The sequence below is a fragment of the Saccharospirillum salsuginis genome (assembly GCF_014651855.1).
Classification (GTDB): Bacteria; Pseudomonadota; Gammaproteobacteria; order Pseudomonadales; family Natronospirillaceae; genus Saccharospirillum; species Saccharospirillum salsuginis.
Map to the genome: position 1 here is coordinate 41,391 of NZ_BMXR01000008.1, position 14,349 is coordinate 55,739.

General features: G+C 61.8%; 11 protein-coding genes. All 11 read left to right on the top strand.

What is annotated here, in order from left to right:
• The first annotated feature begins 17 nt into the window (after nt 1–17).
• The 11 genes from IE111_RS15685 (at nt 18) to pyrG (ending at nt 14,117) form a co-directional block, all read left to right on the top strand.
• Nucleotides 18–587, top strand: coding sequence for an OmpH/Skp family outer membrane protein (locus IE111_RS15685; protein ID WP_189610451.1), 570 nt, complete (start codon nt 18–20; stop codon nt 585–587).
• Entirely contained in the window at nt 587–1,645 is a 1,059-nt protein-coding gene (lpxD, locus tag IE111_RS15690) for a UDP-3-O-(3-hydroxymyristoyl)glucosamine N-acyltransferase (RefSeq protein WP_189610453.1), read from the top strand. Before IE111_RS15685 ends, lpxD begins: the two co-directional genes overlap by 1 nt.
• Nucleotides 1,642–2,100, top strand: coding sequence for a 3-hydroxyacyl-ACP dehydratase FabZ (fabZ, locus tag IE111_RS15695; protein ID WP_189610455.1), 459 nt, complete (start codon nt 1,642–1,644; stop codon nt 2,098–2,100). Before lpxD ends, fabZ begins: the two co-directional genes overlap by 4 nt.
• Nucleotides 2,097–2,867, top strand: coding sequence for an acyl-ACP--UDP-N-acetylglucosamine O-acyltransferase (gene lpxA / locus IE111_RS15700; protein ID WP_189610457.1), 771 nt, complete (start codon nt 2,097–2,099; stop codon nt 2,865–2,867). The genes fabZ and lpxA overlap by 4 nt, the downstream gene beginning before the upstream one ends.
• Nucleotides 2,867–4,015, top strand: coding sequence for a lipid-A-disaccharide synthase (lpxB, locus tag IE111_RS15705; protein ID WP_189610459.1), 1,149 nt, complete (start codon nt 2,867–2,869; stop codon nt 4,013–4,015). The genes lpxA and lpxB overlap by 1 nt, the downstream gene beginning before the upstream one ends.
• Before the next feature lie 3 nt (nt 4,016–4,018).
• Nucleotides 4,019–4,642, top strand: coding sequence for a ribonuclease HII (gene rnhB / locus IE111_RS15710; protein ID WP_189610461.1), 624 nt, complete (start codon nt 4,019–4,021; stop codon nt 4,640–4,642).
• A gap of 66 nt (nt 4,643–4,708) precedes the next feature.
• Entirely contained in the window at nt 4,709–8,218 is a 3,510-nt protein-coding gene (gene dnaE / locus IE111_RS15715; RefSeq protein ID WP_189610463.1) for a DNA polymerase III subunit alpha, read from the top strand.
• A 240-nt stretch (nt 8,219–8,458) separates the two neighbouring features.
• Entirely contained in the window at nt 8,459–9,412 is a 954-nt protein-coding gene (accA, locus tag IE111_RS15720; RefSeq protein WP_189610465.1) for an acetyl-CoA carboxylase carboxyl transferase subunit alpha, read from the top strand.
• Between the two features lie 758 nt (nt 9,413–10,170).
• Entirely contained in the window at nt 10,171–10,671 is a 501-nt protein-coding gene (locus IE111_RS15725; RefSeq protein WP_189610467.1) for a GNAT family N-acetyltransferase, read from the top strand.
• Between the two features lies 1 nt (nt 10,672).
• Entirely contained in the window at nt 10,673–11,995 is a 1,323-nt protein-coding gene (gene tilS / locus IE111_RS15730) for a tRNA lysidine(34) synthetase TilS (protein ID WP_189610469.1), read from the top strand.
• Between the two features lie 499 nt (nt 11,996–12,494).
• Entirely contained in the window at nt 12,495–14,117 is a 1,623-nt protein-coding gene (gene pyrG / locus IE111_RS15735) for a CTP synthase (RefSeq protein ID WP_189610471.1), read from the top strand.
• Nucleotides 14,118–14,349: the final 232 nt, after the last annotated feature.

Sequence of the window (14,349 nt, forward strand, 5' to 3'; positions counted from 1 at the left end):
CGGATTTAGGAGTTGCCGTGACACAATCAATCGCAACCGCATCGACAAACCGAGTGCAGACGCTCATTAATCGCCTGATGACCGCCCTGGTCGCCCTGGCCATGGCGGCGGGTGTACAGGCGGCGGAAATTGCCCTGCTCGACCAGAACTATGTGTTGTTCAACAGCACGGCGGCGCAGGAGGCCACCGCGGCCCTGAAGCAGGAATTCGCCGAGGAAGAACAGCAGGTACAGACGCTGGAGCAATCCATTCGCCAACTGCAGAGCAAGGCGAAGACCGACGCCGACATCATGACCGATGAAGAGAAGACGCAACTGCAATCCGACCTGCAACAGAAGGCGCGCAACCGCGAACAACTGGTGCGTCAGCTGCAGCAGGTGCAGAACGAGCGTCGCAGCGCCTTTATCCGCCAGCATCAGCCGCTGATGGCCAAGGCGATCGAACAGGCCGTCGATAAGGATCAGTTCGATATCATCATCGACAAACAGGCGGTCATCTACCATCGTAATTCGCTCGACATTACCGAAGCCGTTCTGGCCGAGTTCAACAAGTTGTACGAAACCCAGCAGGAAGAGAGCGGTAACTGATGGTCACGGCGAGGGAACTGGCACAGCATTTGGCGGCGGATCTGGCGGGTAACGAGGCGGCCTGGGATCAGTCCCTGGTCAAGTTGGCCCCGTTGGATAAGGCCGGACCCGACGCGCTCAGTTTTCTCGCCTCGAACAAGTACCGGCGTCGGCTGACCTCCAGCCAGGCCGGTGCGATACTGCTCAAGGCCGATCAGGTCGAGGCGGCGCCCTCCGGCGCGGCATTGCTGGTCGTCGAAGACCCCTATCTGGCGTATGCCCGGGTGTCGGAGCGGTTCAGCCGACAGCCGCCGCCGTCCGGCCGCATCCATCCCAGTGCCGTGGTCTCCGAGGACGCCCGCCTGGGCGAACAGGTGACCGTCGAGGCGAACGCCGTTATCGGCGCCGGGTGTGATATTGGCGATGGTTGCCGCATCGGCCCGGGCTGTGTGCTCGGAGACCGGGTGCACCTGGGGCGCGGTACCCAACTGATGGCCAACGTCACCCTGTACTATGATGTCATCCTGGGTGCGGACTGCCTGATTCAGTCGGGTGCCGTGATCGGCAGCGATGGCTTCGGCTATGCCCCCCACACCAATGGCTGGGCCAAGATCGCCCAGGTTGGCGGCGTCCGCATCGGCGACCGGGTCGAAATCGGCGCCAATACCACGGTCGATCGCGGGGCCATCGAGGACACCGTCATCGAAGACGATGTCATCATCGACAATCTGGTGCAGATCGCCCACAACGTCGTTATCCGACGGGGAACCGCCATGGCGTCTCAGGTCGGCATATCCGGCAGTACCGACATCGGACGCAATTGCACCCTCGGCGGCCAGGCCGGATTCGCCGGCCATATCAAGATCGCCGACGGCAGCCATTTCACCGGTCAGGCCATGGTGACCAAGGGTACCCGCGAAGGCGGTCTCTACTCTTCCGGTTGGCCGATACAGCCGAGCCGGGAATGGCGCCGCACCGTGGCGCGATTGCGCCAATTGGAAAACATGGAGCAACGCCTCAAGGCACTGGAGAAGGCGTCGGCATCCAAATCATCTTCAGAACAAGAGGACCCCGAATGAGTCTATCGTTACCCCTGGATCACGAGGCCATCAAGGATTACTTGCCACATCGCTATCCCTTTTTGCTGGTGGACCGCGTTACCGAACTGGAACCGGGTACGCGAATTCAGGGCTACAAGAACATCTCGGGTAACGAAGAACTGTTCAACGGTCACTTCCCGGATCGCGCCATCTTTCCGGGGGTCCTGATCTGCGAGGCGCTGGCTCAGTTATCCGCCATCCTGGGGTTCGCCACCAGCGGCAATCGCGCCGCCGATGGCTATTTGTACCTGTTCGCGGGGCTCGACAACGTCAAATTCAAGAAGCAGGTCGTGCCCGGTGACCGGCTGGAACTCCACTCCGAACTGGTCTCCGCGCGGCGCGGCATCTACAAGTTCCAGTGCCGGGCCGAGGTGGACGGTCAATTGGCCGCCACGGCCGATATTCTCTGTGCGGAACGGAAGATGACGTCGTGATACATTCAACGGTTCAGATCGATCCGAGCGCCCGAATCGCCGACAAGGTCACCATCGGGCCCTTCAGCGTCATCGGGCCCGATGTCGAGATTGGCGAGGGCACCTGGATCGGCCCGCATGTGGTCGTCAACGGACCGACCACCATCGGGCGCTACAACAAGATTTTTCAGTTCGCCAGTGTCGGCGAAGCCTGTCAGGACCTGAAATACAAGGGTGAGCCGACCCGCCTGATTATCGGCGACCACAACACCATTCGCGAATTCGCCACCCTGCATCGGGGCACGATTCAGGACAGCGGCGAGACCCGGGTCGGCAGTCATTGCCTGGTCATGGCGTATGCCCACATCGCTCATGACGTCGTCGTGGGCGATTCGGTGATTATGGCCAACAACGCTCAACTGGCCGGCCACGTCCATGTGGGCGACCATGCCATCATCGGTGGTAACTGTGGCGTCCACCAGTTCGTCTCGATCGGCGCCCACGCCTTTCTCGGCGCCGGTTCGACCGTACTCAAAGACGTGCCCGCCTTTGTGACGGTTCAGGGGTACCCCGCGACACCGCACGGCATGAATGTCGAAGGCCTGCGTCGGCGGGGGTTCCAAAAACCCGCCATGACGGCTTTGCGCCGCGCCTACAAGATTGTGTACCGCGAAGGCAAGACGGTGCGCGAGGCGCTGGATGAACTCGCGCCGTTGGCCGAGGAGCATCCGGAAGTCCGGGTGTTCGTCGATAGTATCGAGGGCTCCAAGCGGGGTATCGTTCGCTGATGGCTCGACCGATTCGTGTGGCCCTGCTGGCGGGTGAGACCAGCGGCGACATTCTCGGGGCCGGGCTGATGCAGGCTCTGCGCGCGCGCCATCCGGACATCGAATTCGGTGGTATCGGTGGCGAGCGAATGATGGCCCAGGGGCTGGACAGCCGGGTCTCGATGGAACGGTTGTCGGTCATGGGCATCGCCGAAGTCGTCGGCCGTTTGCGCGAACTGTTCCGCATCCGCCGCGCCTACCGGGACTGGTGCATTCACTGGCGGCCGGATGTCTTCATCGGCATCGACGCTCCCGATTTCAACATCGGTCTCGAACGCCAATTGCGCGAGGCCGGTGTCAAGACCATGCACTATGTCTCGCCATCCGTCTGGGCCTGGCGCCAGGGGCGCATTCACAAGATCGCCAAGGCTGTCGACCACATGCTGACACTGTTGCCGTTCGAGGCCGACTTTTATCAGCAACACGGGGTGCCGGTTACTTTCGTCGGCCATACGCTGGCCGACAGCTTGCCGGTCGAGCCGGATCGCGCGGCGGCGCGACAGCGTCTCGGTTTGCCGTTGGAGGAACGCTGCCTGGCGGTTTTGCCGGGCAGTCGCGGCAGCGAAGTCGCTCGGCTCGCACCGCTGTTCCTGGAGGCGGCGGCCCGGGTTCAGCAAGAAACCGGCCCATTGACGGTGTTGATACCGGCCGCCAACGAATACCGCCGCGAACAGATCGAGGCGGCGGTCCGCCGGCACGGCAACTCATTGCACATCCAATTGTATTCGGGGCAGTCCTCCGACGTCATGACGGCCGCCGACGGTGTCCTGCTGGCATCCGGCACAGCGGCGCTGGAAGCCATGCTGCTGAAGCGGCCGATGGTGGTCTCCTACAAACTGAACGCCCTGACGTTCCGCATCATGAAGGCCATGGCGACGACCCAGTGGGTGTCGTTGCCGAACATCCTGGCCAAGACCGACTGGGTGCCGGAGCATCTGCAGGATGACGCGACGGTGGACAACCTGAGTCGCGACCTGATAAAAATTCTGACCGACACCGACTACCGCGACCAATTCGAGCAGCGAGCCCGTTTTCTGCATCGTCAACTGGCCCGGGGTGCCGATGACCAGGCCGCTCAGGCTGTTTTGTCCGTCATTGAGGGAAACTGATCGATGAGCCAGACCGGATTTGATTTCGAGGCCGGCGCCCGTCGCCTGGCCGGCATTGACGAAGTGGGCCGGGGGCCTCTGGCCGGGGATGTGGTCGCCGCCGCCGTCATACTCGACCCGGAGCGGCCAATTCCCGGCCTGACCGATTCCAAAGCGCTGACCGCACGCCGCCGGGATGCCCTGAGCGAGACCATCAAGGAACAGGCCCTGGCCTGGTGCATCGCCCGCGCCAGTGTCGCCGAGATCGACGAACTGAACATTCTGCAGGCCAGCCTGCTGGCGATGAAGCGTGCCGTGCTCGGCCTGTCGGTCACCCCGGATTTCTGCCAGGTCGATGGCAACAAGTTGCCCCCGGGTCTGCCCTGCGCTGCCGAGGCCATCGTCCAGGGCGATGCCCGGGTTCCGGCCATCGGCGCGGCCTCGATTCTCGCCAAGGTCCAGCGCGACCGTGAACTGGTTGAACTGGATCGGCAATATCCGCAGTATGGATTCGCCCGACACAAGGGCTACCCGACGGCGGAACACCTGGCGGCCATTCGCGAGCACGGCATACTCGAACATCATCGCCGCAGCTATGGCCCGGTTCGGGCCTGTTTGGAAGCCGCCACCGGCGAAAAAACCGCCTGAGCCGCGAAACAACGATTACACAGTGCCCTAGACCGCACTCCAGGACCCATCAGGAGAAACAATACCGTGTCCGCATCCTTCGTGCATCTGAGAGTCCACACCGAATATTCGCTCTGGGACGGCCTGATCCGCCCCAAGGAACTGGTCAAGGCCACGGTCGAGCAGGGCATGGCGGCCGTCGCCATGACCGACATCAGCAATTTCTTCGGCTTGATCAAGTTCTATAACGCGGCCCTGGGCTCCGGCGTCAAACCCCTGCTGGGCGCCGACCTGTGGATCGAAAACCCGGCCGATGCCGACGCCCCGTTTCTGATGACGGTTCTGACGATGAACCCCCAGGGCTACCGCAACCTGACCGAGATCATCTCCGACGCGTACCAGACCAACCAGCACAAGGACATTCCCATCACCAAGGCGGAATGGCTGGAGGCGAAGCACGAAGGTTTGATCCTGCTCAGCGGCGCGCGCCATGGCGATGTCGGGGACGCCCTCAGTCGCGGCAAGGCCGACCATGCACGCGAGTTGGCCGAGCGCTGGCAGCGCGTCTTCGGCGATCGGTACTACCTGGAACTGCAGCGCACACAACGCGACCAGGACGAGACCCTGTTGCAAGGCAGCCTGTTGCTGGCGCGGGAACTGGGTATTCCGGTGGTGGCGACCAACAATGTGATGTTCCTGACCCAGGAAGATTTCGACGCCCACGAAGCCCGGGTCTGCATCAACGACGGTGTCGTGCTGGACGACCCCAAGCGCGCCCGCCGCTATTCGGATCAGCAATATCTGAAATCCCCGGACGAGATGGCGGCCCTGTTCGAGGACATCCCGGAGGCGATCGAAAACTCCGTGCTGATCGCCGAACGCTGCTCCACCACCGTGCATCTGGGCGAATACTTCCTGCCGGACTACCCGATTCCGGAAGGGCTGACGATGAACGAGTTCTTCCGCAAGATCAGCCTGGAAGGCCTCGAACGCCGCCTGGCGGTGATTCTGAAAGACGACGACCCGGACTACGACGCCAAAAAGGCCGACTACATCAAGCGGCTCGACTTCGAACTCGACATCATCATCCAGATGGGCTTCCCCGGCTACTTCCTGATCGTGATGGACTTCATCCGCTGGGCCAAGGAACACGATATTCCGGTGGGTCCGGGCCGGGGTTCAGGTGCCGGCTCGCTGGTGGCCTACTCGCTCGACATCACCGATCTGGACCCGCTCGAATACGACCTGCTGTTCGAACGCTTTCTCAACCCGGAACGGGTGTCCATGCCCGACTTCGACGTCGACTTCTGCATGGAAAAGCGCGACCAGGTCATCCAGTACGTCGCCGATCAGTACGGCCGCGACGCCGTGTCCCAGATCGTGACCTTCGGCACCATGGCCGCCAAGGCTGTGGTGCGCGATGTCGCCCGTGTTCAGGGCAAGGCCTACGGCCTGGCCGACAAGGTGTCCAAGATGATCCCGGGCGACCCGGGTATGACCCTGAACAAGGCACTGGACGAAGTCTCGGAGCTCAAGGATTTCCTCGACGAAGACGAGGAAGCCATGGAGATCTGGGAGATGGCGCTCAAGCTGGAAGGTATTACCCGCCAGACCGGCAAGCACGCCGGGGGCGTGGTGATCGCACCGACCAAGCTGACCGATTTTTCGCCCCTGCTGTGCGAGGAAGACGGCACCGGTCTGGTCACCCAGTACGACAAGAACGATGTCGAAGCCGCCGGCCTGGTCAAATTCGACTTTCTGGGTTTGCGAACGCTCACCATCATCGACTGGGCATTGAAAATCATCAATCCGCGTCTGGAGGCCGAGGGCAAGAAACCGATCGACATCGCCCACATTCCGCTCGATGACGAACCCTCATTCCAGCTGTTGAAAAAAGCCCAGACCACGGCTGTGTTCCAGCTCGAATCGCGCGGCATGAAAGACCTGATCAAGCGGCTGCAGCCGGACTGCCTGGAAGACATGATCGCCCTGGTGGCGCTGTTCCGTCCGGGCCCTCTGCAGTCCGGCATGGTGGACAACTTCATTAATCGGAAGCACGGCCGCGAAGAGTTGTCCTACCCGGACGCCCAGTACCAACACGAGTGGCTCAAGCCCGTGCTGGCGCCCACCTACGGCATCATCCTCTACCAGGAACAGGTGATGCAGATCGCCCAGGTGCTGGCCGGCTACACCCTTGGCGGCGCCGACCTGTTGCGTCGGGCCATGGGCAAGAAAAAACTCGAGGAAATGGAGAAGCAGCGCGCCATTTTCGCCCAGGGGGCCAAGGAGCAGGGCATCGACGCCGAACTGGCGACCAAAATCTTCGATCTGGTGGAAAAATTCGCCGGCTACGGCTTCAACAAGTCGCACTCCGCCGCCTACGCCCTGGTGTCCTATCAGACACTCTGGCTCAAGGCGCATTACCCGGCCGCCTTCATGGCCGCGACCATGTCCTCGGAACTGGACAACACCGACAAGGTGGTGATCTTTATCGAGGACTGCCGCCAGATCGGCATCGACGTCCTGCCGCCGGATGTCAACGAAGGCGCCTACATGTTCACCGTCAACGACGACGACCAGATCATCTATGGCCTCGGCGCCATCAAGGGCGTCGGCGAAGGCCCGGTGGAGGCGATCGTCAATGCCCGCACCGAAGGCGGACCGTTCAAGGATCTGTTCGACTTCTGCGAGCGGATCGACAGCCGCAAGGTCAACAAACGCTGCATCGAAGCGCTGATCAAGGCTGGCGCTCTCGACAGACTGGCGCCACACCGCGCCATGATGCTGGCCGCCCTCGACGACGCCGTGAAAACCGCCGAACAATCGGCCAGCAACCAGGCCGCCGGCATGATCGACCTGTTCAGCGAGATCCAGGAAGAAACCCGGACCGACCCCTACGAGCCCTACGGTTCGGTGATTCAGCATTCGCTGAAAGAACGGTTGATGGGCGAGAAGGACACGCTCGGTCTCTATCTGACCGGCCACCCGATCGACGAATACGAAGCCGAAGTGCGCAAGATCGCCAACCTGCGCCTGGGCGACCTCGACGTCTCCCCGGACGAACTGCGCCGTATGCGCAAACAGACCAAGACGCTAGCCGGACTGGTGCTCGGCGTGCGCACCCGCCAGACCCAGCGCGGCGACACCATGGCCATCGTCACGCTGGACGACCGTACCGGCCGGGTGGAAATGACGCTGTTCGGCGAGGACTATCAAACCTACAAGGACCTGCTCGAACCGGACCAGGTCATCATCGTCGAAGCCGAAGTTGGCTGGGACGACTATGCCGAACGGGCCCGCATCCGCTCGAAGAAGATCTACACCCTGACCCAGGCGCGCCAGGAACTGATTCGAGGCATCGAATTCACCGTCACCGTGACCGAGGCGGATACCTTCATGAGCCGCCTCAAGCAACTGATCCGCCCCGACCTGGAAGACGGGCAGGGCACACCGGTCTGGGTCAACTACGAATCGGACGTCGCCCGCGGCCAGGTGCGTCTCGGCCCCGAGCATCGAATACCGCTCGAAGACGAGACCCTGCACCAGTTGCGCCAGACCTTCGAAAACGGAGCCTTCCAGTTCCGCTATCAGGACTAGTGACTGAAGAGCGGCGCTCACCCTCTTAGTTTCGAGTAGGGTGGGCACCGCCCACCAAAAGCCAACCACACCGCCACACCACCCCCACTTTTTCCGTTTACTCAAAGCTCAATAAGAATTGATGCCCTTGCTCAATCAAAGGACACCTTTTAGGCTGACGGGTTATTATGAATCTTCGCTGAGCCAGGCAGGCGACCGGGACGAGCCCGAACGCCTGCCACACTCGATTAGGGACCCGGCATGAATCCTGATTACTTGGAATTTGAACAACCCATCGCGGATCTGATCGCCAAGATTGAAGAACTCCGGCTGGTCGGCAACCGTAACGACCTGAACATCTCCTCGGAAATCGAGAAGCTCAACGCCCAGTCCGTGAAACTGACGGAACAGATCTTCTCCAACCTGAGCTCCTGGCAGATCTCCCAGCTCGCCCGTCACCCCAAGCGTCCCTACACCCTGGACTACGTCAAGCACATCTTCACCGACTGGGACGAACTGCACGGCGATCGCCACTACGCCGACGACGCCGCCATCGTCAGCGGCATCGCCCGCCTGGACGACCGACCGGTCATGGTCATCGGCCACCAGAAGGGGCGCGACGTGAAGGAGAAGGTTCGCCGCAACTTCGGCATGCCCAAGCCCGAAGGCTATCGCAAAGCCCTGCGCATGATGCAGATGGCCGAACGCTTCCGCATGCCGGTACTGACCTTCATCGACACACCCGGCGCCTACCCGGGCATCGGTGCCGAGGAGCGCGGCCAGAGCGAAGCCATCGCCTTCAACCTGCTGAAAATGTCCTCCCTGCGCACCCCGATCATCGCAACGGTCGTGGGCGAGGGCGGTTCCGGTGGCGCCCTGGCCATCGGTGTCGGTGATCACCTGAACATGCTGCAATACAGCACCTACTCGGTCATCTCCCCCGAAGGCTGCGCCTCCATTCTCTGGAAAACCGCCGAACGCGCCTCCGATGCGGCCGAATCCATGGGCATCACCGCCGAACGCCTGCACAGCCTGGGTCTCGTCGACAACGTGATCAAAGAACCCCTGGGCGGCGCCCACCGGGACTACGAACTCATGGCCGCCAACCTCAAAAAGCAACTCACCCAACAGGTCGACGAGCTGCGCACCAAGCCCGTCGACGATTTGCTGGATAGTCGATACAAGCGATTGATGGCTTACGGGATCGAGTCCTGAAGCTTGATTTGGCCTTTTCTGGGTTGGCTTGTGCGCCAGTCGTCTTTGATAGTGGCCAGGTTCACTTCGGAAGGGCAAGGTTGGTTGCCAGTGGTTCGTGACGAGTGTCGGGGTAGCCCATGGCAGGGTCGCCGTAAATACGTCCATGTAGGCTTGACCGCAGCATCCATGCTGCGTACATCCCTTCCATGGGCTACCCCGACACTCGCCACTTTGGCCGTGCCGCCGCCAATCCCACATAGTAGTCCTCGCAAACAAGTATTACAGTAGGGCAGAAGAGGTGGAGCCGAAATCTGCCGAGAGGGCGAAGCCCTCCAGTCGGCCCCTGGCCACTTCGGAAGACGGGCGCTGCCCGCCCCGGCAGATATCGCCTAGGGCTCTTCTGCCCTACAGGACCTTGCCGAAGCGCTGAGCGAGAGGTGCCGGTCGTCCCTCCGGCGGACGTCGGCCCGCAGGACCGGTTTTTTTGCTCCTGCAAAACCGGCACTTCCGCCATCCATGGCGGTCGGATGCGGGCCGCCGAGCTTACATGGATGTACTTGCAGCGGTCCGCTTGAGGGGCGACCGGCACTTCTCGCGAATTCCTGGCACCTCTGGCAACCCCGGCAAAGCACCACCCAGGCACTGTCACCCACATTAGGCACACAATCCCGCCAAGCCAAAATCCAAACAACATACTCGAAACCGGCCACGGTTTCGGTCTATGCTTACCCACAAGACTGAGCAAACCGTCACCACGGAGCGGAACCCAGGAGCCGATGACTGCCGCCTACTCCTATCCATTTCGACAGTACGACCCCATAGTCGGCGACGAGATCGCCCTGCTGTTGAACCGCTACCTTGAAGGCCACCGCGCCCTCGAAGGGGCACCTGCCTACCTGTTCGACATCGTCCTGCTAGACGGCACCCTCATCGGCCAAATCGACCTGCGCATCGGCAACACCCACGCCCTGGTCACCTACGCCGGCCAGATCGGCTACGGCATCGACCGGCCCTACCGGGGCCACCACTACGCCGCCAAAGCCTGTGAGCTCATCGTCCCGGTCGCCCTCGATCACGGCATGACCGAACTCTGGATTACCTGTAATCCCGACAATCCGGCCTCCGTTCGCACCTGCGAAAAACTGGGCGCCGAATACATCGAAACCGTGAAAGTCCCCCGCTGGTCAGAACTCTGGCGACGGGGCGACCGGGAAAAACTGCGCTACCTCTGGGTTCTGCCGCGACCCGAACGAACCGGACCGCGCGCCGCCGACTGACATGCCCGACACCGTACTGCAAACCATCAACACCTGGCTCGACCGCGTCGAGCCGCGACCGGTCTTCGTCGGTTTCAGCGGCGGTCTCGACTCCCAGGTCTTACTGCACGCCCTATGCCAAACCCTGTCTCCGCGGCAGGTTGTCGCACTGCACGTCAACCACCGCATCAGTGCCCACGCCGATGACTGGCAACGCCAGTGCGAACACCGATGCCTCGAACTGGGCTGCCGCTTCGTCGCCGGGCGGGTTCACGTCGAAAGCACGGGGCAGGGTCTCGAAGCCGCCGCCCGCGACGAGCGCTACCGCCTGTTCGACGAACAGGTCGCCCCCGGCCACAGCCTCTGGCTGGCCCATCACCTCGACGACCAACTCGAAACCTTCATGCTGCGTCTGTTGCGCGGCGCCGGCCTGCACGGTCTGAGTGCGATGCAAGCCGAATCGGAACGCCGCGGCTACCAACTGCTGCGCCCCTTCCTTGACCTCCCGCGAGCGGGACTTGAAGCCTATGCCCGGACACACCGGCTCGACTGGATCGAAGACGACAGCAACACCGACACCCGATTCGACCGCAACTACCTGCGCCACGACATCCTCCCGCGCCTGGAGCAACGCTGGCCGAGCTACCGCCAGACGCTCAACCGAAGCCTCGGCCAGCTCAACCAGGCCGCCCAGCAACAGCAACAACAACTGGAGCACGCTCTCGACCACCGTCTAGCCCACGACGGAGCCTTCAAGGCCGTCCAGCTCGACGACTGGCCCGATGACCAGGTGATCTCCCTGATTCACCTATGGCTGCGCCAGCAAGGCGTCCGTCCGCCCTCCGAAGCCCTGATGCACCGCATCCTTCACGACGTCGTCCGCGCCCAACCCGACGCCCAACCCCAGGTCCGGATCGGCAACGGCACCATCCGACGCTTCCGCACCGCGCTCTATTGGGTGCCCGACCGGCCTGACGTCGGCCAGCCCCCAAGCGTCGACATCGGTCACACCACCCACTGGACCGGAGTCGGCGACCTCACCCTCACTCGAGTCACCGAAGGCCCGAATCGACTTAAAGCCGACACCCCCGACCTCAACTGGCGCATGCGCGAGGGTGGGGAAAGTCTCTGGCCGGTCGGCCGGTCCAATCGGCGCGATCTAAAGCGATTGTTACAGGAATACCGCTTGCCCCCCTGGCAGCGGGATCGGTTGCCGCTGCTGTTTTCGGGGGACCAACTAGTGGCCGTGGCCGATCTCTGTGTCGACCGGGAGTGGTGCGCGGAGGAGGGGATGCCCGGTTTGAGGGTCGAGTTTCGCTCGGCGTATGACGATCCGGCCGGTTAGTCCAAGGGTGGACGCCGTCCTCCTTTTTTCAAATGCAACGATAGAACGACCAGATCAGCCACTGGAGAGATTGATGCCGCAGCATCCTTCATTGGTGGGCGGTGCCCACCCTACTAGGTTCCGCTAATGATTTACTTTGGTTTTGGCTGTGTGAGCTAGCGGAGGGTGCCTGCTGTGCTCACGGAGGGGAGTTCGCAGCAGGGATGCTGCGATCTAGCCTACAGGGCGGTCCGACGCTTCGGGGTATTCACGGCGACCCGGAGAGAGTACAGCCGGCATCCTCCGCGTATTCCCGGCACCAAACATAAAGAAGCCAAAGATTCTAATTGAGCCACCAGCCCCTTTTTGCTATTCTGGCCTCCCATCTTGAGTCGCACAAAAACCCCTCGCACGAATTGCTCCGTGGCCCAACAGAACAGCCACCGGGGCCGTTATTGCGTTTGTATATCGGGCGTTTTTGGCACCTTACCAACCTAGCGAACATCGGATGGGATCTTCTATGACGCGTTATATCTTTGTCACCGGCGGTGTGGTGTCTTCCTTGGGAAAAGGCATCGCATCGGCTTCACTGGCCGCCATTCTCGAGGCCAGGGGGCTCAAGGTGACCCTCCTCAAGCTGGACCCCTACATCAACGTCGATCCCGGTACCATGAGCCCCTTCCAGCATGGTGAAGTCTTCGTCACCGAAGACGGCGCCGAGACCGACCTCGACCTCGGTCACTACGAACGTTTCGTTCGCACCACCATGACGCGTCGCAACAACTTCACCACCGGCCGCATCTACCAGGACGTCCTGCGCAAAGAGCGCCGGGGCGACTACCTCGGCGGTACCGTCCAGGTCATCCCGCACATCACCGACGAGATCAAGCGCCGCGTTATCGAAGGCGCCGGCGACGCCGATGTCGCCCTGGTCGAAGTCGGTGGCACCGTCGGTGACATCGAATCCCTGCCGTTCCTCGAAGCCGTGCGTCAGCTCAAGGTCGAACTCGGCAGCCGCCGGGCCCTGTCCATGCATCTGACGCTGGTGCCCTACATCGCCACCGCCGGCGAGGTCAAAACCAAGCCGACTCAGCACTCGGTCAAGGAATTGCGCACCATCGGCCTGCAGCCCGACATCCTGGTCTGCCGCTCCGAACAGCCGGTGGGCAAGGCGGAACTGCGCAAGATCGCTCTGTTCACCAACGTCGAGGAGCGTGCCGTCATCCCGCTGCCGGATGCCGATTCCATTTATCGTATTCCCGGCATGCTCCACAAATCCGGCCTCGATAACATCGTCGTCGAGAAATTCGCGCTGGAATGCCACGAACCGGACTTGAGCGACTGGGAAGACGTGACCGATCGCAAGCTGAACCCGGACGGCGAAGTCACCATCGCCATGGTCGGCAAATACATGGACCTGCTCGACGCCTACAAGTCGCTGATCGAAGCCATCGACCACGCCGGTATCCGCTCGCGCACCAAGGTGAACATCCGCTTCATCGACGCCGAAGAGATCGAAAAGGACGGCACCGACTGCCTGAAAGGCGTTCAGGGCATCCTGGTACCCGGCGGATTCGGTTATCGTGGCGTCGAAGGCAAGATCACCACCGTGCGCTACGCCCGCGAAAACAAGATCCCTTACCTGGGCATATGCCTCGGCATGCAGGTCGCGGTCATCGAATTCGCGCGCAATGTCGCCGGTTTCGAAGGGGCGCACTCGACCGAGTTCGACCGCCAGTCGCGTCACCCGGTCGTGGGTCTGGTCACCGAGTGGATCGAGGCCGACGGCAAGAAGGTCGAACGCGACGAGCAATCCGATCTCGGCGGTACCATGCGTCTGGGCGGTCAGGAATGCATGCTGTCCGAGGATTCCGTATCCCGCGAGTGTTACGGCAAGGACCGCATCGTCGAGCGTCACCGTCACCGCTATGAAGTCAACAATCATTATGTAGAAGACTTACAAAAAGCCGGCCTGCGCATCGCCGGTCGCTCGGTCGACGGTTCCCTGGTCGAGATCGTCGAAAACCCCGATCACCCCTGGTTCGTGGCCTGTCAGTTTCACCCGGAATTCACCTCTACGCCGCGGGATGGCCACGGTTTGTTCAGTGGCTTCATCGGCGCCGTCCGGCAGATGAAAGGTTGATTGGGGTTCGCAATCCGGCGCCAAAGCTCTATAATCCAGCGCGCCGGTTTTGTAATAAAATTACAAATTAGCAGTGGAATGAGGCATTCAATCATCCGTAGGGTGGGCATTGCCCACCATCGAAGGAAGCCTCTTTCCCGTACAGGGTCACTTAAAAGGCCGGCGACATTGGCCTCTCGTGTGGTGGGCAGTGCCCACCCTACAGTGACTCCTCGGGTTGGATCGGATGACG